Origin of the sequence: Parapedobacter koreensis, from assembly GCF_900109365.1 — a bacterium.
GTDB classification, from domain to species: domain Bacteria; phylum Bacteroidota; class Bacteroidia; order Sphingobacteriales; family Sphingobacteriaceae; genus Parapedobacter; species Parapedobacter koreensis.
In genome coordinates this window covers 556,892-582,931 of the sequence record NZ_FNZR01000001.1, presented here as the reverse complement: position 1 = coordinate 582,931, position 26,040 = coordinate 556,892, and the positions used below count along the sequence as shown (strand labels likewise).

Below are 26,040 nucleotides of genomic sequence, written 5' to 3'. Positions count from 1 at the left end.
GTTGTTAATGCACAGTATGGGTTGGGTTTTGCCAGCCATGAAACGGTGTCGGATCAGCGAACGGGATTGGACTTAAGCAGCGATGGACAAATCTGTTTTGATGATGATATCGAACTGTCATTTGATCTCTCCTTTGTGCCGAACCGGTCGGATTATTTTGGTTATGTTGTACGGATCATCGTAAATGATCAAACTAACATCGATTTGCTGTATGACCGGCTTGATAATGTTGAGAAACATTTTAAAATTGTAATGGGTGAGAAATTCTCCAACATTGCATTTAATATCGATTCCAACACTTTGTTCAATGAATGGGTACCAATAACCATCAAATTGGACGCACAATCGAAACAGGTCATCGTGACCTGTGGCGACAAGGTTTTCCATGAACAGTTGACCATTGATCCACGGGGTTGCGTGAAAGTATTGTTCGGATACAACAACTATAAGGAGTTTAAGACCACCGACGTACCTGCGATGAAAATCCGGGATATACAAGTCCGGCAAGGCGATCGCTTGGCCCACCATTGGCCGTTGGATGAAGAAGAGGGTACGGAAATCGATGATGCAGTGAAGGGAATGACCGCCATGGTCAGAAACCCGCAATGGATTAGGCGATCGCACTATGAGTGGGGATTGCTTCAGGACATCACGGTGGGCGGACGAGCAAGTGCGGCTTTTGATCCCCAGACAGAAAGTGTATTCATCGTGGGCAGGGACTCGCTGCTACGAATCCACGTACCAACGGGACAACGCCATGTTTTCAAATACGCTTCCGGTCCCTTGTTGTTAGTGAACGGTAACCAATCTTTTTTCGATACGGCACACAATCAACTGTTGAATATATGTATCGATCAGCGCATTGTTTCTGTGTTTGATTTTGCTTCACTGAGTTGGTCCGAAAATTTTAACTACCCCGGAGTAGGTACAAGCTACCTTCATTTCAATAAGTTTTATTCACCAGCAGACAGTAGCTTGTATTTTATCGGGGGATATGGACATTTTTTGTTCAAAAACGAAATTCATCGATACAGCTTGAATGGTACATGGCACAATATTGAGGCAACGGGTGATCCGTTGATTCCACGGTACCTCGCTGCCTTGGGAGCCACCCCAAACGGAGCGTATATTATCGGTGGCTATGGAAGCGTCTCGGGCCAGCAAATGCTCAACCCACGCAACTTGTATGATTTACAATTTTTTGATGTTAAAAGTCGAACATTCTCAAAAAAATATGAACTTGAACCCGGCGAGGACGATTTTGTATGGGCCAATTCGTTGGTCATCGATGAAGCCACCAATCAATATTATGGATTGATATTCCCAAAGCACCAATATAACGCCAATTTGCAATTGGTTGCCGGTTCGCTGACCCAGCCTGAATTAAAAAAACTTGGGGGTGCGATTCCTTATTTGTTTCATGATATTCGTTCCTTCTCGGATTTATATTATTGCCCAGATAGCAAACGGTTTGCGGCTGTGACGCTGTACTATGACGATATAGACGTCACCACAGCCAAGATCTATTCCTTATACAGTCCGCCACTACCATATAACACGGCGAAGAACAGCCCGCAAAATGAATGGTTGACCCGAAATATGGCCTACCTCGGACTTGGGTTGGGAGTAGTGGTGTTGGTAGGATTATACGTATTGAGACGCAAAAAGGATCCGAAGGATACGGCTCCGCCTATCGATTCCCAGTCGCCTATTGTGCGACCTAAGGAAGAGCAGATGCGTTCCTCCGCACCTATCGAAAAACAGCAATATAAGAGCAGTATATTTCTCTTCGGCGGTGATTTGCAATTGTTTGATACCGGAGGAACAGACATCACACGCAGTTTCACCCCGCTTATCAAAGAGCTGTTTTTGGTGGTATTGCTGCATACTATCCGTTGGGGGCGGGGTATCAGTTCTGAAAAATTGACCGAACAATTTTGGTTTGACAAATCTACCGAAAGCGCCCGTAATAACCGTTCGGTCAACATTGCTAAAATCAATACCATATTAGAGCGAATGGGACGCGCGAAAATTTCCAAAGAGACGGGCTATTGGCGATTTGATGCCGATGATGATATTTATATTGACTATAAGAATTATTTAGCCATCGTTACCAACAAGGATGCATTGGATAAGGAGCGTATCAAGGAGTTGTCGGTCATTGTGCAGCGGGGTGGTTTCCTTTCCGAAACGGATTATGAATGGTTGGACTCGTTTAAGGCAGAGGCTTCCATCCAAGTGATCAATACCTACATGCGTTTCGCGGAAAGTGTACAGATTGCCGAAGACCCAGAGTTCATGGTCGAGCTTGCCAATTATATTTTCTATTTTGATCCGGTGCATGAGGAGGCCATGACGATTAAATGCAAGGCACTGGCTTATATGGGCAATCACTCACTGGCTACCCAGACGTTTGAAAATTTCTGCAATGAATATCGTCAGATTTACGGCGAGGAGTTTGGCAAAGATTATAAGAAGGTACTTTCATAGGTACAGCAGCGATTTTTATAAATAAAGGCCCGCTTAATGACCCGCAATTAAGCTTTTGTTAATACTTTGTTATCGGGTCAGCCGTACTCTTGAAAAGTTTTTTGCGACAATAATCGCATAACACCAATTTATAACCATTAACCATTATGGATTCTAAAAACAAAGCAACACTAGCTAATCGCCGTGACATGCTCAAAATGCTTGGTATGGGTTCGGCCGCAGGTATGTTCGGTTTATTGGGGGGAATGTCTACTTCCAAGGCCAAGACATTGGACAAAGAAACGCCCCAATATGCAAAGGGAGCAGCTCCGGTAACCATTACGAAAGTACGGGCAATTACCACCGCTCCAGGAGGGAACAACCTGGTCATCGTGAAAGTAGAAACGTCCGAACCGGGACTTTATGGATTAGGTTGTGCCACTTATACACAGCGGGCCGCCGTTGTGATCCCAGCCATTGACACCTATCTGAATGAATTTTGCCAGGGCAGGGACGTAGACAACATTGAAGACATGTGGCAATCGGCCTATGTCAGTTCCTATTGGCGTAATGGTCCGGTATTGAACAATGCCTTGTCGGGATTGGATCAGGCACTGTGGGATATCAAAGGCAAACGTGCTCAAGTACCGGTACATCAATTGTTGGGCGGGAAGACGCGCTTTGCTATCGATACCTATGCGCATGCCAGTGGGCGCGACTTTGAGGAGGTATGCGAGAGTGTGGCCCGGTATATCGAGCGGGGATTCAGGCATATTCGCATCCAACAGGGTGGATACGGTGGCGTGGGACTGAATCAGGACTTCGTGCCGGATTTCCAGAAAGCTGGCTATGGCAAGCCTGGAGACGAATTTATGGACCAGCGTACTTACCTCAAGAATACGCCCAAAATGTTTGAGGCGGTCAGGAAACGCTTCGGAGAGGACATCGAGCTGCTGCATGATGTCCACGAACGGGTTGAACCGATAGATGCCATTAACATGATTAAGCGGTTGGAGGAATATCGGCCGTTTTTCATTGAAGATCCGTTTTCGCCGGAAAATATGGGCTGGTTTAAAAAATTGCGAGCGGCGACAACCGTCCCGCTGGCCATGGGTGAGTTGTTTAACAACATCAATGAGTTCAGGGATTACATGGCTAATCAGCTTTTTGATTTTATCCGCATCCATATTTCACAAATCGGGGGTATTACACCGGCCATGAAGGTGGCAAGGTTGGGCGAGTGGTTCAATGTCCGCACGGCTTGGCACGGACCGGGCGACACCTCTCCGGTGGGGCATTCCGCCAATAACAACATCAATATTGCCGTTTGGAACTTCGGCATCCAGGAATCCCAGTTTTTTAATGAACGGGTACACGAAGTATTTCCCGGCACGCCTACCATTGAAAACGGGTATTTCAAAGTCAATGAAACGCCCGGCCTGGGCATAGACATCAATGAAAAAGAAGCAGCGAAATATCCGATAGGGACTAAATCAAAATGGACCATTCGCAAATATGATGGTACCATTATACGGCCATAAATCGATGTTGCCTGATGACGAGGATAAGATGTTGCAGTTATTTGTTGATTGCAGGGCTGGGGTACATGTCCTGCGTAGAGCGAGGGACTTATTCGTATGAAACGGGGACGGACTGGCCGGTCTATGGTGGGAATAAAGCAGGTAATCGGTATTCGCCACTCAACCAAATCAATACCAGCAATGTGGACCAACTGGAGGTGGCATGGATGTTCAATGCTGCTGAAGAACCGGAGCCGGGCAAGCAACCACGGGCGTTGCAGATCCAATGCCAGCCTATCGTTGTAAACGGCATCCTGTATGGTACAACACCGGCCCTAAAATTGTTCGCTTTGGATGCGGGTAGTGGTGAATTGCTGTGGAAATTCGAACCACCTGAAAGCAGGATCCATGTCAGTAGGGGAGTCGCTTATTGGGAACGGGGCAACGACAAGCGGATCCTGTATACGGTTGGTCCGAGCTTGTATGCTATTGATGCGATCAGCGGTGAACGCGTCGCAAGTTTCGGAGAGCAGGGGGTGGTCAATTTATATGCAGGCATCGGAGACGGGTTGGAAAAAGAGGTAGCCGGACTATCCATAAATGCCACCAGTCCGGGTGTGATCCATGAAGATATTTATATTGTGGGTTCGGCAGTATCGGAGAGCGGTAATGCGGCTCCCGGCCATGTTCGCGCATTTGATGTGAACACCGGCGAGCTGCGTTGGGTGTTCCATACCATCCCGCATCCGGGTGAGGCAGGCTACGATACCTGGCCGGATAGCGCCTATCAAAAGATAGGAGGGGCCAACAGCTGGGCAGGCATGGTCCTGGACGAAAAGCGCGGGATGGTGTATTTCGGTACCGGTTCTCCGGCATCGGATTTCTATGGGGGCGATAGGAAAGGCAGCAACCTGTTTGCCAATTGCGTGGTGGCACTCCATGCAGAGACGGGAAAATTGGCCTGGCATTACCAAACCATACACCATGACCTATGGGATCGTGACATATCCTGCCAGCCCAACTTGGTTACGGTGAATCATCAAGGGAAAAAAGTAGATGCAGTGGCCCAGGCTACAAAGGATGGGGTATTGTATTTGCTGGATCGGGATAAGGGGACACCGCTATTCCCTGTAGAAGAAAGGGCGGTGCCCACCAATGGATTACCCGGGGAATATCCGTATCCTACACAAAAGTTTCCGCTTAAGCCACAGCCTTTTTCAAGGCAAGCCTTTACGGAAGCGGACATTACCGACATCTCGCCGGAGTCACACGCTTACATTAAAGAACAATACTTGAAATACCACTCGGATCATAAATTTTCACTGCCGAATACAGCGGGAACACTGCTGTTTGGGTACAGTGGCGGAGCCGAATGGGGCGGGAATGCCGCTGATCCGGAGGGCGTACTGTACGTGAATGCAAACGACGATCCATGGATACTTCAAATGATAGACACCGTAGCGTTGAATAAGGAGACGGCGCTATTATCCAGGGGAAACGCGCTTTATGCCATCAACTGTGCGTCTTGCCACGGAGGCGATCGGAAGGGAAATGGACTGGAATTTCCCAGCCTCGCAGATGTCGGCAATCGAATGTCCGCGGCCCAGCTGAAACAGGTGGTCACAGCGGGTACCGGAAGGATGCCTTCCTTCCAGCATTTGACGGAGGATGATCGGGACGCTATTGTCGATTACCTGCTCAATCCAAGAGCCATAGCAACACCGTCGGCAGGCAACCAGCAAAGTGGCGGGCAGCAAGCCAGCAAACCACCGTCTTTTGGTTTCAAACCCCTGTATGTAAAAAAAGTGTGGGAACGGCTAACCGACCAAGATGGCTACCCCGGAGTGAAGCCACCATGGGGCACATTAAACGCGATCGATTTGAACACCGGCGAATACCGATGGCGGGTACCGCTTGGGGAGTTTCCCGAATTGACGGCAAAGGGCGTGCCCATCACCGGTACTGAAAGCTATGGGGGGCCGATTGTAACAGCTGGGGGGCTACTTTTCATTGCAGCGACAAGGGATGAACGGATCCGGGCTTTCGATAAAAAAACGGGTAACCTATTGTGGGAATACCAGCTACCTGCGGGTGGATTTGCTACTCCGATTACGTATGAGGTGGCGGGCAAGCAGTATGTGGTGATTGCAGCGGGCGGAGCAAGGGGGGCTAAACTGGGAGGAAATTATGTGGCATTTGCACTTAAATAATTGCATCTTTATCCTGATGAAGATACCTGGCTTGTTAGCGTTGATGATAGGGGCACTGCCTGTGGTTGCAAATCCGGACGATCGCCCTTTTCCGCACGTTGAAATAACCAACGGACTGGTAACGGCAACACTTTATTTACCCGATCCAAATGAAGGGTACTACAGGGGGACAAGGTTTGATTGGTCGGGGGTAATTCCAGTGCTTGAATATGCCGGGCACCAATACCATGGCGAGTGGTTTGCCACACATGACCCGTTGGGACACGATGGCATTGTCGGCCCAGTCGAGGAGTTTGAGCCCCTGGGATTTGAACAAGCGCAGGCCGGCGATCAATTTGTCAAGATTGGCGTGGGAAACTTGGTGCGGCCAGATGAAAGAGCTTATCTTTTCCACAGACGGTATACCCTGGCAGACCCGGGGGAATGGCATGTCGAAACCGGTGAACAGCAAGTGTCGTTTACGCACGTACTTAAAAACTCGGACTACCCCTATGTATACAGCAAAATCGTCAGCCTACCAACCGGGGAAGCCAGAATGGTATTGACACATACGTTGAAAAACACCGGTGACGAGGTGATTGAAACACGGGTCTATAACCATAATTTCTTCGTGATCGACAACGAGCACACGGGACCGGGTTACCGCGTAAAGATTCCGGGAGACACCTTGTCTCCGCAAGGAGCCAAAGGATTGGGGGACGTTGTTGGTCTGGAAGGCAATGAAATTGTTTTTTTAAGGGAATTGCAACAAGGCGAACAAGCCTACTTTCCTGATTTGGCTGACGGGCGATTAGTTGACTATGCGCTTGAAGTGCAAAATACCAAAAGTGGTGCCAGCGTGAAAATAAGTGGAGACAAGCCCATTGCCAAAATGGTTTTCTGGTCGTCTCCAACAACCGTTTGCCCAGAACCTTATATTGATGTGCGGGTTGAACCCGGACAAACATTCGGCTGGACAATAACATACGAATACCATCATTAATTATAAATTTAAATCTATAGCATTATGAAAAAAGCATTAATCGTATTGACAGCCGTAGTGATAACTACCAGTTGTAACCAGCAGACGGATAAAACCAATGAGAGCGGCCCAACAGAGGCTACAGTGGCTGCGGCCGTGGCATCCTTCCGGGAAGTGATGCTGAATCCAAACCAGGAAGTATTTGAAGAACTATTAGACGAATCCTTGACGTACGGGCACTCCAACGGCTTGATTGAAGACCAAGCCACCTGTATTGCTTCCATGGTAAGCGGCAAGTTTAAATTTACAAGCCTGGAGTTTTCGGCACAGACGATTAATGTAATAGGCAATACCGCTATTGTCAGGCACGAACTATTCGGCCATACCGCCGATGAGGGAAAAGAACCGGGGACAACCAACCTGAAAGTATTGCAGGTATGGATCCAAAAAGAAGGCAAATTGCGGTTGGTAGCCCGTCAGGCGGTCAAGATTTAAAAAGAGACACGGATGAGTAGCTTAGCGCAATCAAGGTGGTATCGCATTATACCGATTGTTTTCATTACCTATAGCTTGGCGTATCTCGACCGGGCCAATTTCGGCTTTGCCGCTGCAGGCGGCATGGCCGACGATCTGAACATCACGCCGGGGATGTCCTCCCTCTTGGGCTCACTTTTTTTTCTGGGCTATTTTTTCTTTCAAATCCCGGGTGCCCATTATGCCGCGCATAAAAGTGCAAAGAAACTCATTTTCTGGTCGTTGATATTATGGGGGGGCTTTGCAACGGCCACCGGAATGGTCAATAATGTATCCGCATTGATTTTTATCCGGTTTATGTTGGGCGTGGTGGAAAGTGCAGTGATGCCTGCCATGCTGATCCTATTGAGCCAGTGGTTTACCAAACAGGAACGTTCCCGGGCGAATACCTTTTTGATATTGGGCAATCCGGCAACTGTACTTTGGATGTCGGTGTTGTCGGGTTACCTGGTTGACTCACTAGGCTGGCGTTGGATGTTTATCCTCCAAGGCCTTCCCGCCCTCGTGTGGGCATTGATTTGGTGGAAGATGATTGATGAGAAGCCCAAAGACGCTACTTGGTTGACCGAAATGGAGAAAGACGCCGTGGAAAAACAACTAAGGGAAGAACAGCAAGGCATCAAAGCGGTAAAAAATTATGCAGAGGCGTTTCGTTCAAAGTCAGTGATTTTACTGTGTTTGCAGTACCTGCTTTGGAGCCTTGGCCTATATGGCTTTGTCATGTGGCTTCCTTCCATTATCAAAGCGGCACCCAACATGGATATCGTGACTACCGGATGGTTGTCGGCGGTACCTTATATCCTGGCGATTATCGCCATGCTGGCCGCCTCTCATTATTCGGATAAAACACTAAACCGGAAAATTTTCATTTGGCCGTTCCTGCTCATTGGTGCTGTGGCATTTTACGGCTCATACCTGCTTGGAACGAGCAATTTTTGGCTGTCCTTCACCTTGCTGGTGGTCGCAGGAGGTGCAATGTATGCACCCTATGGGCCTTTCTTTGCTGTAATCACAGAAATTTTACCACGAAATGTAGCAGGCGGCGCGTTAGGATTAATAAACAGCATGGGTGCATTAGGCTCTTTTGGTGGTGCGTATATCGTGGGCTATCTGAATGGCGCTACCGGTGGTTTTGGGGCATCTTATATCTTGATGTCGGTCGCCCTGCTATCTTCAGCCATCCTGACGGTAATCGTCGTGAAGCGAACCTAACAGGTTAACAACAAAGTTACGTTGATTGAATTGTTATTTATGCTGTTGGTAATGAGTTTTTTGTGTTTATGCTGACTATCAATTCAACGTTGTTAATGCTTTGTTAATGCTTTATTATGCCTTCCAGCTTAATCTTGACATCGAATTTTGAGCGACCAATTGTATAAATTTTGATTCTCTAATAAAGCACGAGTGTCTTGATAGCGTTAGTAGATTGGCTTGACTAAATCGATTTAACAAGGGGAAGCCTATAAACCAATTATAACTATTGAAGATAATCATGTTTAGGATTACGGTTTTTTCAACCTTTTTGTTTGCTATGATATGCTGTGGATGCTCGAATGACAATACACGGTATAAGGAATGGAATGACTATGGGGGTGGGCCTGACCACTCGAAATATGTCGACTACCAAGAGTTTACCAAAGATAATGTCGATCAATTGGAAGTCGCTTTTGTATACCCCACCGATGACAATGTAAATTATCGGTTCAACCCGGTCATTGTGGACGGTGTGATGTATGTGCTGGCCAAAAATAATTCGTTGGTTGCCATCGACGCTGTCACGGGAAAGGAACTGTGGATACATGCCAATTTGCGGGGAATTATCCAACGGGGCGTTAATTTTTGGCAAAGCAAGGATAAGAAAGAAAAGCGGCTGTTGATTTGCCTCAATAATACCTTGCAAGCAATTGATGCCAATACGGGCAAATCCATTACGACTTTTGGCAATGGCGGGTATGTAGACCTTAAGCAGGGGTTGGATCGCGACCCGGCTACATTTGGTCGAGCGACATCGACCACTCCGGGGAAGGTATTTGAGGATTTGATTCTGCTGGGGTCTGCTCCCGGCGAAAACCTGTTTTCAGGTCCCGGCCACCTCCGCGCTTATAATGTCATCACCGGTGAGTTGGTCTGGGTGTTCCATACCATTCCGCATCCCGGTGAATACGGCTATGATACCTGGCCTGAGGAAGCTTATAAATATGTGGGCGGTACCAATACGTGGGGTGAAATTTCTGTCGATGCGGATCGCGGCATTGCCTATTTTCCCATCGGCTCCCCGACATATGACTACGATGGCGCAGATAGGCCGGGGAGCAACTTATTTGGTAATTGTATTTTGGCATTGGACGCACGAACGGGCAAACGGCTGTGGCATTTCCAGACCGTCCATCATGATATCTGGGATTATGACCTGACAGCGGCTCCGCAGTTAATTACCGTCAACCACGATGGAAAAAAAATAGATGCAGTGGCCATTGCTTCCAAACACGGCTTTCTTTTCGTATTTGATCGGGTTAGCGGCGAACCGTTATGGCCGATAGAAGAACGGCCCGTACCAGCCAGCGATATGCCCGATGAACAGGCTTGGCCTACGCAGCCATTTCCGACCGTTGTGCCGCCATTCAATCGGCAAATCGTGACCGTCGATGACATCAATCCCTATTTTTCTCAAGAAGATAAAACAAAATGGACAGCACGCGTGGCTGCGGCAAAGAATGGCTTGTTCCAACCGCTTTCGGCCAGTTATGAAATCGTGACCAATCCGGGCGCAGTGGGCGGAGCGAACTTCGGCAATACCGCAGCAGATCCTCAAAAGGGCATTGTGTATGTGCAGACACAGGAGCTGGCCGATTTTTACAGCCTTAAAAAACGCGAACCTGCTCCGCCGCGGAGTGCCGGTGGTTTTGGTGGCGGGCGCAATCCGGTTGTTTCTCCTGAAAGATTGGCGCAAGGAAAGGTGTTGTATGCACAGCATTGCCAAACATGCCATGGCGAAAACCGGGCGGGCATCAATGGATTGGGAACAACACTGGTGAACTTAAGCACACGCGTGAACACGGAAGCCTTTAAAGGCATCATGGCCGTTGGCAAAGGGCGGATGCCCGGTTTCCCACACCTGACGGAAACGGAGATTGCTGATATCTATGCATACCTGACTCCCGAAGCGCAACGTGGCCCCGGAAACCAGGGGGGCGAAGCAGACCTGCCGGAGGGCCCCGTAGTTGCATCAGGCGGTGTCCCCGTTGATTTACCATCATTAGGCGGGCGTATGTCCGACTATCCCAGCGAATACACCGGGCCAAGGGTTGAATATGTCGAAACCAATAACTGGGGCCTGGGGGTACCAAACCTGCTCACGCCTCCTTGGTCGCTTATCGTTGCCTATGACTTAAACGAAGGCAAGATCAAATGGAAGATACCCCTTGGAAACGATGACAGCATACCCGGCAGTAGCGACTTGAGCATGCCCAACGGTTCGCAGGGCAAGGGAATGGTTGTCACCTCAACAGGCTTGCTTTTTTCCACTTGCTTGGACGGTCGAGTATATGCTTACGATACGGATGATGGGCGTATATTATGGTCTACTGACTTGGGCAGGAACAATCCAGGCGGCCTTCCCGCCATGTACGAAGTGGACGGTAAACAATATCTGGTGGTATGCTCCGTCGGTAGCCTGAAAGATAAATCGAAAGATGAAGCTGGTGTGCCTAAAGGGTATATCGTCTATGCGTTGCCCAAAAAAGGTAATTGAGTTAGGAAGGGGAATACGGAATCAATACATGAATGATGGATAGAAAAACATTTATTTTCAAAACTGGTGGAATCGTATTATCCGCATGGGTGGCACCTGCCTTGGGCAAGATCCAATTGCCCAACGACAAGATGGAACGCATTGCGCTCGGCACGCTGCTGTTTCGGTATCGTTTTGAACGTACCAAGCCCAAGGAATGGGATACGATTAAGAACGAACTGACCTTGCTGGATGTGCCCGAATACCATCGCGATAAATTCGGTATAAGCAAAATAGAGTTTTGGAACGAACATTTTGAGTCATTGGAGCCCGACTACTTGGCCAGGCTACGTGATAAAATCAAATCTGCTAAGACCACGTTGCTTAATGTGCAGATAGATCGGATTGCTTATAATTTGGCTGCTACCGATGAAGGCGAACGGCAGCAGAGCATCACGGATGTAAAAGCCTGGATAGATGCAGCTTCTTTTCTTGGTGCGGAGTGTGTGCGGATCAATCCCGGTTCGCCCAAAGGTTCGGTAGCAAAAAGCATCGAATCGTTGAAGGAACTGAATGGTTATGCTAAACGTAAAAACCTGACCATCATTACGGCCAACCACTTCGGAATAGAGATGGACGCCGATAAACATGTGCAAATCGTCAAGGGGTCGGGGGTATATACGGAGCCGGACTTTGGCAATTATATTCCCCAGTATACCACGGAAGTCATGATGGAATCCCTGGCTAAGATATTGCCTTATGCTCATATTGTTTCCGCTAAAATGGTGGATTTTAATGACCGAATGGATCACGTCTCGTATGATTTTGACAAATGTATCCAACTGGCTGAGCAGGCTGGATTTAAAGGCACGTATATGATTGCCCAATGGAGTGGCAAATTCCAGGATATTGACTACGATGAAGTAGCCAAATGGGGTATCGAACACGTAAAAAACAATATAAAATAATATTTCCTAATGAAAAGGATGCTTAACATCGTAATAACCATGGTTTGTGCTATCCAGCTATCCTGGGGACAGATGGCGGGTGAAACCAATGGACGGGGGCTTAGTTTTGTGCCCGATTACCAGTTTAAGGGCTCCAGTTTGACGGGTTGGAACGCCTTGGGAACGGCCGAATGGCAGGCCGTGGATGGTGAGCTGGTAGGCAAGGGGCACGATACATCGGCCGTAGGTTGGTTGATGCTCGACCGATCGTTTCAGGATGTGACCATCAATACATTGGTCAAGATTAACGGCGATGGAGAAGCGGGTGTGCTATTCCGTGCAGAGCAAACCGAATCGGGTATGAAGGGAGTGCTGGTGTCGTTGAAAACGGACGAAGCTGCTGCATACGGGGTGGAGATAGATGCGCAAGGCAGGGAGAAGAGCCGTACGCTTTTACGGCGTGCTGGTGGCATGATGCGGGTAGCTCCACCACCTGATCCCAATGAACGGAACACAGCCAACGGTCAAGGGGGCGGTGGTGGCCAACGGAATGCAGGTGGGCAGTTGGGACCGGTGTTGCCTATTCCGCGCCCGGAAACGGCTTTTCAGGCCAACGAATGGAATCAATTGGAATGTGTGTTGGACATGAATATCTTGCGGGGATTCATCAACGACGGCAATGGCCCTGGTGGTGCAGCGGATGCGGAATTTGGGAATTTTGGGCCGATAGCATTATATGTGAAAGGCGATGTCGAGGTGCGGTATAAGGATTTTAAGTATAAAGATCTGGCACTTCGGTCTACACCTAAGGAGCAGACATCATCGCGGTTTGCCGTACAGCAGTTGAGCGATATGTATTATTCGTTCAGTTCGGCTGCTGCGGATTTCAACCGGGATGGCATAATGGATGTGGTAGCGGGCCCCCACATTTACTATGGGCCGGATTACACGACATATCGTGAGGTTTTCCAAGGCGTCACGTACAATCCTTCCCAGCAATTTTCCGAGGTGAATTGCCAATATGCGTACGATTTCAATGGCGACGGTTGGACGGATGTATTTTCGGCTGCACCATTTGGCAGGCTATACCTCAATCCCAAAGGTGAATCGCGTCGCTGGGATATGCACGCGGTTATTCCCGGCAACATCAATTCTGAGGTAACGGTATTTACTGATCTTGACGGCGATGGCCGCCCTGAAATTATATACGGGACCAGTGGAGACCGCTTGCTGAAATATGCGAAGTTTGACCCCGCGGATCCCACCAAACCGTGGAAAGCCTATTTGGTTTCTGATACAGGATATTACACGGCCCATGGTTTTGGCGTAGGGGATATCAATGGTGATGGCCGACCGGATATCACCAATCCCAACGGTTGGTGGGAGCAGCCCGCACAGCTTGAAGCGAACTCCACATGGACATACCATCCTGTAGCTTTTGGACGGTACGGCCATCGTGGCGGTGGAATGGGCGGTAGCATCATGGCGGTGTACGATGTCAATGGCGATGGCTACAATGATGTCGTAACCAGTCTCAACGCCCATGGCTTTGGTTTAGCCTGGTACGAACAACAACGTGACGAAGCAGGCGAGATAACGTTCCAGCGCCACCTGATCATGGACGATTATTCGACCGACAACGCGGGGGGCGTTACATTTTCGCAGCTGCATGGTACGACGTTCGCCGATATTGACGGCGATGGCATATCGGACTTCATCGCCGGAAAGCGGTATTGGTCGCACCTGGATACGCATCTCGACCCCGATCCGAACGGGGCGGCAGTATTGTATTGCTTCCGCACGGTCCGTGATACCCGTGCGCCGGGCGGGGCGCGGTTCGAACCGGAGTTGGTGCATAATCGTTCGGGTGCCGGATCGGATCTATTAGCTGTGGATTTAAACGGTGACGGCAAGCTGGAAATTGTCTCATCTACAAATCGGGGTACATTTATTTTTTGGAATAAAAGTGTTGATTAATAGCTTGTTGTGTGAGTTGTGGTTATTTTAAGATCGTTGTTAATCTTTTGTTAATTATTTGTTATTGGCAATCGTGTAATCTTGAAACGATATTAGAAGCTGTAGTAACCAACGCGTACAATTATAAATTTTTGATCCAATATTGTTTATCGCTGACACGCATCGGAGCCGCTTGATGAAACGGTATCTGAACAGGATGAACGAATGAAAATTTAATTTAAAACCAATAATGATGATGAAAATAATAACCAATGATGGCCCGTCACCGAAATAGTCTTTTTTAAACGCAAAAGCTATTTGGGCGTAACAACGCGGGGATGGAAATCAGCCCGAATATTACCGAATCAATTATTATTTATTATTAACTAATTATCTATTTTGTGATGAAAAAATTAATGTTATTAATGCTGGGTGGAGCTATGGTTGCTACATCCGCAGTTGCAAAAGAACCACAAACACAAACAGCGGCAAAACCAGACGAAACTGCGCTAAACAAAGCGTATGATGAAAAAATGGATGCTGCAGCCTTAGCTAACGGTACGTTATGGGGCATCAGCAACTTAAGTGTTGGTGTATATATAACTGCCATCAATACGTCTACCAGTCAAACCTATAATCTGGTCGTACCGGCAAACAGTACTGGTGCTCCCAGTGTATCGTTACCCACCGGCACGTATGACATATCCGTCAGTACGAGTAGTGTGTTTGCCAATATTTATATATCTGATGATGATGATTCGTATACCGTTAATAATGTTTACTATCACACCTTCTACAACATCACCATTAGCAATATCGCTGCAACAGTAGTAGCCGTATCTTATCCATAACTAATTAACTATAAAACCATATTGAATTTCTGAAAATGAAAATAATCAATAATGATCCGCCCCCCACTTGATGTTGCGCCCAGCGATGCAAGACTTATCTGGGTGAATCAAGCACAATGGATCGGTGCTCAGACACTACCTAATCAGCAATTATTAACCAATTATTTATTGTGGGATGAAAAAACTAACATACCTTATTTTATTAATTATGCTCGCTCCGTTATATGGCCTCGCGCAGACACGGACCATTCAGGGGCGGGTTACTGATGCGCAAACTGGCGAAGCATTGGCCGGCGTGAGCGTTACAGCCAATACCGCCACCGGGCAAGAACGGGCCACGTCAACGGATGACGAAGGCGCATACCGTATCGAGGTTTCCGCCGAAGCAACAACACTTGTTTTTCAATACGTGGGTAAAGCTACCCTGACCGAACAAATTGGAAGCAGGACTTCCATCACTGTTCAATTGGAAGACGACGCGAGCGAACTTGACGAAGTGATCGTTACGGGATATGCTACGACGACAAAGGCAACATTAACCGGAGCGGTGTCATCCATTAGTGGCCAAGACATGGTCCGTACAAAAAACGAAAATGTGGTAAACATGCTGACCGGTAAAGTACCCGGCTTGCGTGTTCAACAGCGAAGCAGCGCGCCGGGCGATTACAGTACGCGTCTCGATATCCGTGGGATGGGTGATCCGTTGGTGGTGGTGGATGGTATTCCCCGCGACAAAGATTATTTTTCACGGATGAGCGGAGATGAAATTGAGAGCGTATCGGTTTTGAAAGACGGTACTGCGGCGATTTACGGTTTGCGTGCTGCCAACGGGGTCATTTTGGTAACCACCAAAAGCGGCGGAGACATGGGTGGAAAGGTAGACATTACGTTCAGCACCAACACTTCCCTGCAACAGTTTTTGAATGTTCCTGAAACAACCAATGCCATTGACTATTTTACGTTAAGAAACGAGAGAAACTGGCAGGATTTCGGGGGCAACTACATGGTGCGCCGCAATCCCCTTGTACCCGAGGAACAATTCCAACCTTACCTGGACGGCACATTGACCTCCTACGACTGGATGGATAAGGTATTTAAGAAAACCACGCCGCAATCCCAACATAACCTGAGTGTAAATGGAGGCAGTGACAAAATACGGTATTTCTTTAACCTCGGTTATTCAAAGCAATCCGGTTCTTATCGAAGCGACGATTACAATTCCGATCGTTGGAACATGCGTTCGAATATTGATGCACAGATTACCAAACGGTTGAAAGCCCGGGTATCCCTCGGCGGCATCATGCTCAATACCACGAAGCCGAATGGCGTCGATTGGACGGCTTATAAAAACACATGGCTGACCCGCCCGAATGCGCCTTTCTATGCGAACGACAACCCGCAGTATCCCAATGGTGATCCTCAGGTGCTGAACGAAAGTGTGAACCCGATGGTACAGACCGATGCCGATTACGTAGGGTACAACCTCAATAAGGATCGCCGGTTCAACGGAACGTTCCAGCTGGAATATCAGATTCCGGGAGTGGATGGCCTATCTGCAAAAGGATCGTATGATTACGCGGTTAGTTTACCCGATTACCATAACTACCACCGTGTGTTCACCGTCTATCAGTATAATCGGGATAGCGATACCTATTCGCCCATTCAAAAAGGTACACCGGCCACGGTCACCCGGGGGGTCAACATTAACAACAATACCAACATGCAGTTAGGTCTGTTTTACAACAAGTCTTTTGGCTTGCATAACTTTAACAACTTCCTGCTTTACGAAGAAACCTACAGCAATTGGGATAGCTTCAGTGCGTTCCGGGAAATGCACGTCGATTCGGAATACCTGTTTGCAGGAGCAGACGCCAATCAGCGTGCGCAGGGCGGCGGTGTGGGTGACCGTTCCAGCAAATCGATGGTGGGCCAGATCGATTATAACTATGCGTCTAAGTACATGTTCGCCTTCAAATTCCGGTACGATGGATCGTCCCGCTTCCCCGAAGGAAAGCGTTTCGGATTCTTCCCGTCGGTTTCAGGCGCTTGGCGCGTCAGCCAGGAGAATTTCATGAAAGACAATGTGGACTTCGTGAATGAATTGAAGATCCGCGCTTCGTACGGAGAGATGGGTGACGATAATGCAGCTGGTAACTATCCGCCGACACTGGGTTACAACCTTGACCCCAACGCGGTTGGATGGGTGTTTGGTGGCGGTCTTCAAGGAGGGGTTACCACGCAACCCATCCCGAATCCCAATTTAACATGGTATCACATCAAATCGTATAATGTTGGCTTGGATGTAGGTTTCCTGCAGAACAAACTGAATGCTACGTTAGACGTGTTCCAGCGTGATCGTTCGGGGCTGCTGGCCACCAGCGGTGCAGTGATTCCGGCGACCGTAGGGGCCAATTTGCCACAGGAAAACCTCAATGGCGACCGAAACTTCGGGTATGAGGTTTCGCTGGACTACCGCAGCCGGGTCAACGAATTTTATTACAACGTAGGCGGCCAGATTTCTGCCACCAGAATAAAAAGAACTGATTGGCTCGAAACGCCAGCCAACAATTCATATGATTATTGGCGGAACCGCACCGCAGGCCGTTACACTAATATCTGGTGGGGAACGGAATCGGGCGGCATGTTCACCAATTATGAGGACATCCGCAACTTCTCCGTCCCTCAGGGACAGGGCGCGCTGCCGGGCGACTGGTACCTGAACGACTGGAACGAAGACGGAGTCATTAACGATCAGGACAATCACCCCATCGCCTCCATCGGGTTGCCGCTTTTCAATTACGGCCTTTCGTTGGGTGCTTCGTGGAGGGGGATCGATCTTGCGCTCGATTTTCAGGGGGTACATGGTGTCTTCGTGAAGTACAACGAGCTGCTGGTTGAGGCGTTACCCTTCGGCGAACAAAATACGCTGTCGTTTTTCATGGACCGCTGGCGTCCGGTTGATCCGAACGCCGATTATTTTGACGCAAGCACAGAATGGATCCCCGGATTTTTCCCGGTTACCGGTCACGATGGTCGCCGCACCGGAACGAACGGGATTCAGAATGCAGCATATATACGGCTGAAAACCACCGAATTGGGGTACACATTGCCTGATCGTTGGGTATCGAAAGCAGGGGTAAAGAACCTGCGGATTTATTTCAGCGGATACAACCTGCTGACGTTTACGGGGCTTGATCACATGGATCCGGAACGTCCGGGTCAACGGATCAACAACGAACCCGGGGTGGGTGATGTTGACTTGTACAATTATCCGAACAATAAAACGTACACGTTTGGTGCAAGCATTAAATTCTAAAATTATGAAGATGAAAAAGAGATTGTTAGCATATATCGCACTGTTAGGTGCGCTCGTATTCTCCCAATGCCGGCAATTGGATTTGGAGCCGAAAGGGATCATGGGTGAGCCGGAACTTTTCGGAACCGAATACGGCGTAAAGATGTACTTCACCGGGCTTTACAATTGGCTGCCCATTGAAGATTTTCAGTATTACGCGAACGACGGCTACCGTAAAAACGACTGGGCTACGGAGAAAAACAGCCAGGGTGCCATGAGCGGCGAGTATTTCAATACTTGGATCAGTGTCGATAACGATGGGTTCGGCTACTGGCCGTACGACCGCATCCGCGAAGTGAATAACTTTATCCAAAGTTTCCCGAATTATAAAGACAAGTTCCCCGACGAGACGTTTAATAAGTTGTTGGGCGAAGCCCATTTCCTACGGGCTTATTTCTATTTCGGCATGGCGAAGCGTTACGGCGGGGTTCCGATCGTAACCGAAGTCCAGGATCCGCTGGCAGGTCCTGAGGTATTGAACGTGTCACGTAATACGGAGTACGATACATGGAAATTCATTCACGACGACCTGCAATTTGCAATTGATAACATGTCCGACGATACTAAGGAAACCGGCCGTGCCAATAAATACGTAGCCGCCGCCTTGATGTCTCGCGCGATGTTATACGCCGGTTCCGTTGCAAAATATACCGAATCACTGGGATTTAAGGCCACTGAACTTGCTACCCAGCAAGGCTTGGCAGGCATGGAACCTTCACAGGCAAATGAGTTCTTCGAGTATGCGGTGGCAGCCGGGAAATTGATTGAAACGGGTCCTTTTTCCCTGTATAACAAACATGCAGACAAGGCAACAAATTTTGCCAGCCTGTTCCTTGACGCCAGTTCGCCGGAAACCATCTTTGTCAAAGAATACAATAGGAATTCGCCGCGTGGCAACGCGTTGCAGCATAATTACGACGCGTTGATGTCTCCGGCACCCGATATGTCCTCCTTTGTCGGTGCAGAAAGCTTCGTGCCACTCGACTTCATGGAATTGTACGACATGCCGGCCTACACCAACCCAGACGGAACCCCCGTTCGCTTTGACAGCCGCGGTGACATCCGCGATGGAATGGAACCCCGGGCGCTCGGCACCATGTACCTGGACGGGGATGAGTTGCGGGGAAAGACGTTCAGCATCCAGCGGGGCATCTACCGGACATTCGACGGTGTTGCCACTGATATCCAACGTGGTGTGAATTCGGCACCGATCAACAGCAACGGCAACCGCATTTTGGGCGGTAAGGGCTGGACTACAGAAATCAACGGCGTGACCTATACCATTACCGGTGCACATGGGAATTTCGAGGATCAAGGCGGCGAGAATAATGCGTTCGGGTCGGCGTTTATCCGCAAGTACATCAATCCCGACATGCCGACCGCTGATGTCCGGGACTGGAGAAGTGATCAGTCTTGGGTGGTGTTCCGTTTGGGTGAGGTTTACCTGAATACCGCGGAGGCGCTGTATGAATTGGGTCGACGCGAGGAAGCCTTTGATTACATCGAGAAGATCCGTGAACGGGCAGGCGCCAAGGTGGTTCGCCCGGCCATTGACATGACGATGACGAACATCGGTTCCATCAACAAGGCTAACTACACGTATTCCCTTGAGAAATCGCTGCAGTTTATCCGCGACGAGCGCCAGCGCGAACTATATGCTGAAAACCACTGGTGGTGGGACATCCGCCGCTGGCGGACGGCCGACCAGATCCTGAACAATTTCCGACAACGGCTACTGAGCTGTTATTATGTGGCCGACGAAGGGAAATACATTTACCTTGACGAAGACAACCGGTTTAACCGCCAATGGAATGCCTCCAAGAGTTGTTATTATGAACCGATTCCCTGGGGTGAAATTGGCAAGAACAATAACTTGCTGCCACAGAATCCGCTTTATTAATTAACGTGTTGATACAAGTATTATGAAGAAGTTAATCATCTATTCAATTTTAGGCGTAATGCTATTGTCGGTTACCTCGTGTTACAAGACCGACAACTGGGATGCTCCGAGTGCACGTATCCACGGACGTGTCATTGATTCGTACACCGGGGAAAACCTGCTTTCCTCTCAAAATGACTGGAGTATCCGTATCTGGGAACGAAGCTGGACGGCCTCGGAGCCGACCAACCAAAATTTGCCGGTGAAGCAGGATGGTTCCTATAACAACAGTAAACTGTTTGCCGGAACCTACGACATGCTTCCCTACGGAGGTCCGTTCTGGCCGGTTACGGATACCGTAAAAAACGTTACCCTGAACGGAACTACGGAGCAGGATTTCACCGTAACGCCGTACCTGCAATTGCTCGATTTTGAAACGTCACTGGACGGACTGAACCTGACGCTGAAATGCCGCCTGCGGGCGCCGATTCGGACGGGATTGCCGAATCTCGTTGAGATCAAGCCATTCCTGAGCCTCACGACGTTTTGCGGTGCAGGTGCGAATAGTAACATTGACATTGGTGAGTATTCCAACAAACGGATACAAATCAACAAATCTTGGCAAGACGAGGTGGGTGATTCCGAAACCAGTAATGTGTATACCATCGGCCCATTGCCGGTAAAAGCGGGGTATACGTATTACGTCCGTTTGGGGGCTAACGTGAACGATGCAAATCGGAAATATAACTATACGGAGATCGTTAAAGTAGACGTTCCCCGATAATCCGCTTTGGCTAGATGAATACACCTAAAGATTACCACTTGGCAGTGTTAAGGTCATTTGATCACCCTGAATGGAGTGGTAATCGATGGGATAGTTGGTAAGTTTTATGGTTGTTCATCACGACACAGTGGTGAACAACCATTTTAGTTATTAGACGTCATGAAGAACGAACGAACCCAATGTAGCATGAATTGGAAAGGACTGGTTACGGCGGCCGGGATTGCTATTATCAGCTTTTCCCATATTTTTGCACAAAATAAAGAAAACCCCATCATTCGGCATATGTATACCGCCGATCCCTCAGCAAGAGTGTGGGACGATGGCCGGTTATATATTTATGCCTCACATGATATCGCACCTCCACGCGGTTGCGATTTGATGGATCAGTACCATGTCTTTTCTACGGACGACATGGTGAATTGGACCGATCACGGCGAGATATTGCGGGCAAGTGATGTTCCCTGGGGACGTAAGGACGGTGGATTTATGTGGGCCCCCGACTGCGTGTACAAGGATGGGACATACTACTTCTATTTTCCGCACCCGAGCGGCGATGACTGGAACAAGACATGGAAAATAGGCATTGCTACCAGCAAAAATCCGGCAAAGGATTTTAAGGTACAAGGATATTTGGAAGACGTGGATGCGTTGATCGACCCACATGTCTTCATCGATGATGACGGACAGGCTTATTTTTACCAAGGCGGTGGTGGTATGTGCAAAGGAGGAAAATTAAAAGACAATATGGTGGAAATCGACGGCACATTGACCGTCATGGAAGGATTGGAAGATTTCCATGAAGCGACGTGGATACATAAATATAACGGCAAGTATTACCTGTCCTATTCCGATAACCACGATGACAATTGGAACGATGGGGTAAAAGGGGATAACCGCATGCGGTATGCGGTCAGCGATAACCCGTTGGGTCCATGGAAATCCATGGGTATTTATATGGAACCGACCAATAGCTACACCAATCACGGTTCCATTGTGGAATACAAGGGGCAATGGTATGCATTCTACCATAATAGTGAGCTGTCACAAGCAAACGGAGAATTTAACGACTGGCTGCGGTCTGTCTGCGTGGATAAACTGTTTTACAATGCGGATGGTACGATCCAGAAAGTTAAACAAACCAGCCTGATAGCAAAATAGTCGGAAAGATTAAAATATCAATTATTTTCCAATTATGATGGTCGTTCGATACAACAGATTTTTCAACCTTGCCCTTCTTGTTTGTTCATTTTTTTTATGGATTGCCTGTTCAAAAGACAACAATCCGGTTAAAGATCCCGACGATGAGCCCGAAGAAGTTCCCGAAGCTGTTTACGATGAAACGGGATGTTTATACACGTCCTATACCGGATTAGTCATGGCAGGATATCAAGGATGGTTTGCTGCGGAAGGAGATGGTTCCAACAGGGGTTGGTACCATTATCAGGGGCCGAACAACACGTTTCAGCCCGGCATTACCAACGTTGATTTTTGGCCGGACATCGCTGAATACACAAAAACCTATAAATCCCCCTTCCAATATGCAGATGGCTCGGATGCCTACCTATACAGCCCTTATGACGAAGAGAGTGTAGACCTACATTTCAAATGGATGAAGGAATACGGATTGGACGGTGTGCATATGCAACGGTTTGTGGGGGAGATCAAACCGTCCAATGTGGCGGGTAAAAGACATTTTAACCAAGTACTGGCCAATGCCCTGAAAGCAGCAAAAAAATACGAACGGGCTATCAGCGTGATGTATGATTTAAGCGGTTCCAATAGTGAAGATGTGGCCTATTTGGAGGAGGATTGGAACGAATTGCAACAAGAGTTTGATTTGTTTGACAATTTTGAACACCCCACCTACCTTCGGCACAATGGAAAACCCCTTGTGACGATATGGGGGGTGGGATTCAATGACAACCGGCAATATTCCATCAGTGATGTAAGCCGATTGGTCGACCGCTTGAAAGGGCCATCTAATAAGGTATCCATTATGCTCGGAGTACCCTACTATTGGCGGGAGTTGAAAAACGACACTGAAAATAACGCTGCATTGCATGAACTAATCAGAAAGGTAGATATTATCATGCCGTGGGCGGTGGGGCGATATGACAACGATAGCTACAACAATACCGCAGGTACGATGGTAGCAGATGTAATATGGTGTAGGCAAAACGGTATAGATTACGTGCCTTTGGTGTTCCCCGGATTCAGCTGGGGCAACATGCACAACGATCCTTCGCTATATAATGCTATTCCCCGATTGAAAGGTGATTTTCTGTGGAAGCAAGTGGCAGGGGCCAAGCAAGCGGGGGCGTCGTCGCTATACGTAGCCATGTTTGACGAAATAGACGAGGGTACCGCCATTTTTAAATGTGCACGCGAAAATGAAGTGCCACTAAATGGGCACTTGCAGTTTATGGGTATCGAGCAAGACTTAGAAACGGATCATTACCTGTGGCTTACAGGACAGGCGGCCAATTGGTTTCATGGAGAATCAGGCTATGGCTCAAGCAAACCGAACCGGTAATTTTGCATGTAAAGAATATGTATAATAAAATGATATGATAGCCAATAGAAGAAGAACTAATAAGAAAACAAGCACGTTGATTTCCTATATCTGCTTATTTGCCACAGCGGGGCTGACTGGCTGCGGTCAAGCAGATCCGACTGACAAGTCACCCGTAGATTATGTAAATCCCTATATGGGCAATATCAGTCACCTATTGGTGCCAACTTATCCTACTGTCCACCTTCCAAACAGCTTTTTACGCGTTTATCCAGAGCGCCGTGATTATACGGGCGATCGACTAAATGGTCTGCCGCTTATCGTCACCAGCCACAGGGGTAGTTCGGCTTTCAACCTAAGCCCTTTTCAAGGCGAGGAGGCTGAATTGCGCCCCGTCATTTCCTACAGCTATGACAACGAAGCGATTAAACCTTATGCTTATTCCGTGTATTTGGATGAGCAACAGGTAGCTGTTTCCTTTGCTCCCTCACACCAGTCTGCACTGTACCAGTTGGATTTCGAGCAAGACAAACCGGTATTCTTATCCATCAATTCAAGAAACGGAGCGCTGAAATGGGACGGTAAGGCCCTATCTGGTCATCAGGATATCGGCAACCATACGAATGTATATATTTACCTGGAGCCGGAAGTTGCACCCAGCGACGCAACGGTGCTGCGTGATGGAAAGTTGGTTGAAGGGACAACAGCGGAAGGACGGAATGCTTGTTTGGTACTTCAATTTGGTGAGGGTACAAAACAGTTGCGCTTGAGGTATGGCATTTCGTTCATCGACGAAGCGCAGGCCCGTGAGAATGTAGTCCGCGAAATAAAAGATTACGATGTTGCCGCATTGCAGGATGCCGGTAGAAAAATTTGGAATGAAGCGCTGGGCAAAATCGATGTGTCCGGAGGGAACGACGATGATAAAGTGGTTTTTTATACGTCGCTGTATCGGACGTTTGAACGGCCCGTAAAAATATCCGAAGACGGCCGGTATTTCAGCGCATTTGACGGACAGGTACATGATGACAACGGTACCCCTTTTTATACGGATGATTGGATTTGGGATGCCTATCGGGCGCATCACCCGCTAAACGTATTGATCGACGCGGAGAAGGAAGAGCACATCCTCCATTCTTTCGTGACGATGGCCGAGCAAATGGATCAGTTTTGGCTGCCCACGTTCCCCGAAATTAACGGGGATAGCCGACGGATGAATTCCAACCACGGAGTCGCAACGTTACTGGACGCCCATGTAAAAGGGCTGGACGGTTTTGATCTGGAGAAGGCCTATCAGGCAGCTAAAGGCGCGATTACGGAGAAAACATTGGCACCATGGTCCGGTGCACCTGCAGGGGAACTTGATGCGTTTTTCAAAACACATGGTTATATCCCGGCGTTGCGGGACGGAGAGCAAGAAACCATTCCTGAAGTCAATGGCTTCGAAAGAAGGCAGCCTGTAGCGGTGACATTAGGTACATCCTATGATATATGGTGCCTGGCGCAATTGGCCAAAGCACTTGGAAAAAATGAAGAATACGAATTTTTCCTCAAACAGTCCTTCAATTACCGGAACCTGTTCCATCCGGAAACTCATTTTTTCCACCCTAAAGATGCAAACGGTGAATTTATCGAGCCGTTTGACTATGTGTTTTCCGGCGGGCTCGGCGCGCGTGGATCCTATGGGGAAAACAACGCATGGGTTTACCGGTGGGACGTGCAGCATAATATCCCTGATCTCATCCAATTGATGGGTGGCAATGACGCTTTTGTAAAGAACTTGGATGACATGTTCAACCGCCCGTTGGGTAAATCAAAGTCTGAATTTTATGCCCAACTGCCAGACCATACCGGGAATGTCGGCCAGTTTTCGATGGCCAATGAGCCATCGCTCCATATTCCATACCTGTATAATTACGCTGGCCAGCCCTGGAAGACACAGAAACGTATCCGAACGCTGCTTAAGCAATGGTTTCGCAACGACGTCATGGGGGTTCCAGGTGATGAGGATGGGGGTGGCATGTCAGCCTTTGTTGTGTTCTCGAAATTAGGATTTTACCCGGTTACGCCGGGTACACCGATGTATTCCATTGGAAGTCCTGTATTTGAGCATGCACGAATCAATCTCCCCAACGGAAAGACGTTTGAGGTGATTGCCCGGAATACTTCTGACACCAACAAATACATCCAAAGCGCTAAATTGAATGGCGAGGTATTGGATGCGCCTTGGTTGTCGCATGAAGACTTGATCAATGGCGGAACACTGGAATTGGAGATGGGTGACAAAGCCAATGAATCGTGGGGTATCGCAGCACCAAAAGGATAGTGTAAA

The 26,040-nt window shown here is 48.4% G+C and carries 16 protein-coding genes; all 16 read left to right on the top strand.

Annotated elements, in window-relative coordinates; translation table 11 throughout:
• The first annotated feature begins 45 nt into the window (after positions 1 to 45).
• The 16 genes from BMW65_RS02385 (at position 46) to BMW65_RS02310 (ending at position 26,034) form a co-directional block, all read left to right on the top strand.
• Positions 46 to 2,490, top strand: coding sequence for a Kelch repeat-containing protein (locus BMW65_RS02385; RefSeq protein WP_177180963.1), 2,445 nt, complete (start codon positions 46 to 48; stop codon positions 2,488 to 2,490).
• Between the two features lie 146 nt (positions 2,491 to 2,636).
• Complete coding sequence (locus tag BMW65_RS02380; protein ID WP_090602456.1) at positions 2,637 to 4,010, top strand: enolase C-terminal domain-like protein; 1,374 nt, start codon at positions 2,637 to 2,639, stop codon at positions 4,008 to 4,010.
• Between the two features lie 14 nt (positions 4,011 to 4,024).
• On the top strand, positions 4,025 to 6,199 hold the full coding sequence (locus BMW65_RS02375; protein ID WP_090602455.1) for an outer membrane protein assembly factor BamB family protein: 2,175 nt from the start codon (positions 4,025 to 4,027) through the stop codon (positions 6,197 to 6,199).
• 16 nt (positions 6,200 to 6,215) lie between these two features.
• Complete coding sequence (locus tag BMW65_RS02370; protein WP_177180962.1) at positions 6,216 to 7,181, top strand: hypothetical protein; 966 nt, start codon at positions 6,216 to 6,218, stop codon at positions 7,179 to 7,181.
• Between the two features lie 24 nt (positions 7,182 to 7,205).
• Positions 7,206 to 7,655: a nuclear transport factor 2 family protein gene (locus tag BMW65_RS02365; RefSeq protein ID WP_090602453.1), complete on the top strand. Its 450-nt coding sequence runs from the start codon at positions 7,206 to 7,208 to the stop codon at positions 7,653 to 7,655.
• A gap of 12 nt (positions 7,656 to 7,667) precedes the next feature.
• The gene (locus BMW65_RS02360) at positions 7,668 to 8,906 is read left to right on the top strand and encodes an MFS transporter (RefSeq protein ID WP_090602452.1); all 1,239 of its coding nucleotides are present in this window, start codon (positions 7,668 to 7,670) and stop codon (positions 8,904 to 8,906) included.
• A 280-nt stretch (positions 8,907 to 9,186) separates the two neighbouring features.
• Positions 9,187 to 11,445, top strand: coding sequence for an outer membrane protein assembly factor BamB family protein (locus tag BMW65_RS02355; RefSeq protein WP_090602450.1), 2,259 nt, complete (start codon positions 9,187 to 9,189; stop codon positions 11,443 to 11,445).
• Positions 11,446 to 11,477: 32 nt separating this feature from the next.
• On the top strand, positions 11,478 to 12,392 hold the full coding sequence (locus BMW65_RS02350; protein WP_090602449.1) for a sugar phosphate isomerase/epimerase family protein: 915 nt from the start codon (positions 11,478 to 11,480) through the stop codon (positions 12,390 to 12,392).
• Between the two features lie 9 nt (positions 12,393 to 12,401).
• The gene (locus BMW65_RS02345) at positions 12,402 to 14,348 is read left to right on the top strand and encodes an FG-GAP-like repeat-containing protein (protein ID WP_090602447.1); all 1,947 of its coding nucleotides are present in this window, start codon (positions 12,402 to 12,404) and stop codon (positions 14,346 to 14,348) included.
• Positions 14,349 to 14,731: 383 nt separating this feature from the next.
• The gene (locus tag BMW65_RS02340; RefSeq protein ID WP_143053775.1) at positions 14,732 to 15,178 is read left to right on the top strand and encodes a hypothetical protein; all 447 of its coding nucleotides are present in this window, start codon (positions 14,732 to 14,734) and stop codon (positions 15,176 to 15,178) included.
• 175 nt (positions 15,179 to 15,353) lie between these two features.
• On the top strand, positions 15,354 to 18,494 hold the full coding sequence (locus BMW65_RS02335; RefSeq protein ID WP_090602444.1) for a SusC/RagA family TonB-linked outer membrane protein: 3,141 nt from the start codon (positions 15,354 to 15,356) through the stop codon (positions 18,492 to 18,494).
• Between the two features lie 10 nt (positions 18,495 to 18,504).
• Entirely contained in the window at positions 18,505 to 20,433 is a 1,929-nt protein-coding gene (locus BMW65_RS02330; protein WP_177180961.1) for a RagB/SusD family nutrient uptake outer membrane protein, read from the top strand.
• A 22-nt stretch (positions 20,434 to 20,455) separates the two neighbouring features.
• The gene (locus BMW65_RS02325; protein ID WP_090602441.1) at positions 20,456 to 21,196 is read left to right on the top strand and encodes a DUF3823 domain-containing protein; all 741 of its coding nucleotides are present in this window, start codon (positions 20,456 to 20,458) and stop codon (positions 21,194 to 21,196) included.
• 159 nt (positions 21,197 to 21,355) lie between these two features.
• Complete coding sequence (locus tag BMW65_RS02320; RefSeq protein ID WP_090602440.1) at positions 21,356 to 22,354, top strand: family 43 glycosylhydrolase; 999 nt, start codon at positions 21,356 to 21,358, stop codon at positions 22,352 to 22,354.
• 34 nt (positions 22,355 to 22,388) lie between these two features.
• On the top strand, positions 22,389 to 23,729 hold the full coding sequence (locus BMW65_RS02315; RefSeq protein WP_218145324.1) for a glycoside hydrolase family 99 protein: 1,341 nt from the start codon (positions 22,389 to 22,391) through the stop codon (positions 23,727 to 23,729).
• A 34-nt stretch (positions 23,730 to 23,763) separates the two neighbouring features.
• Positions 23,764 to 26,034, top strand: coding sequence for a GH92 family glycosyl hydrolase (locus BMW65_RS02310; RefSeq protein WP_090602438.1), 2,271 nt, complete (start codon positions 23,764 to 23,766; stop codon positions 26,032 to 26,034).
• Positions 26,035 to 26,040: the final 6 nt, after the last annotated feature.

Coding starts and splice junctions, on each gene's coding strand:
- BMW65_RS02380 (WP_090602456.1), top strand. CDS start 2,637: ATGGATTCTAAAAACAAAGCAACACTAGCTAATCGCCGTGACATGCTC.
- BMW65_RS02375 (WP_090602455.1), top strand. CDS start 4,025: ATGACGAGGATAAGATGTTGCAGTTATTTGTTGATTGCAGGGCTGGGG.
- BMW65_RS02370 (WP_177180962.1), top strand. CDS start 6,216: ATGAAGATACCTGGCTTGTTAGCGTTGATGATAGGGGCACTGCCTGTG.
- BMW65_RS02365 (WP_090602453.1), top strand. CDS start 7,206: ATGAAAAAAGCATTAATCGTATTGACAGCCGTAGTGATAACTACCAGT.
- BMW65_RS02360 (WP_090602452.1), top strand. CDS start 7,668: ATGAGTAGCTTAGCGCAATCAAGGTGGTATCGCATTATACCGATTGTT.
- BMW65_RS02355 (WP_090602450.1), top strand. CDS start 9,187: ATGTTTAGGATTACGGTTTTTTCAACCTTTTTGTTTGCTATGATATGC.
- BMW65_RS02350 (WP_090602449.1), top strand. CDS start 11,478: ATGATGGATAGAAAAACATTTATTTTCAAAACTGGTGGAATCGTATTA.
- BMW65_RS02345 (WP_090602447.1), top strand. CDS start 12,402: ATGAAAAGGATGCTTAACATCGTAATAACCATGGTTTGTGCTATCCAG.
- BMW65_RS02340 (WP_143053775.1), top strand. CDS start 14,732: ATGAAAAAATTAATGTTATTAATGCTGGGTGGAGCTATGGTTGCTACA.
- BMW65_RS02335 (WP_090602444.1), top strand. CDS start 15,354: ATGAAAAAACTAACATACCTTATTTTATTAATTATGCTCGCTCCGTTA.
- BMW65_RS02330 (WP_177180961.1), top strand. CDS start 18,505: ATGAAAAAGAGATTGTTAGCATATATCGCACTGTTAGGTGCGCTCGTA.
- BMW65_RS02325 (WP_090602441.1), top strand. CDS start 20,456: ATGAAGAAGTTAATCATCTATTCAATTTTAGGCGTAATGCTATTGTCG.
- BMW65_RS02320 (WP_090602440.1), top strand. CDS start 21,356: ATGAAGAACGAACGAACCCAATGTAGCATGAATTGGAAAGGACTGGTT.
- BMW65_RS02315 (WP_218145324.1), top strand. CDS start 22,389: ATGATGGTCGTTCGATACAACAGATTTTTCAACCTTGCCCTTCTTGTT.
- BMW65_RS02310 (WP_090602438.1), top strand. CDS start 23,764: ATGATAGCCAATAGAAGAAGAACTAATAAGAAAACAAGCACGTTGATT.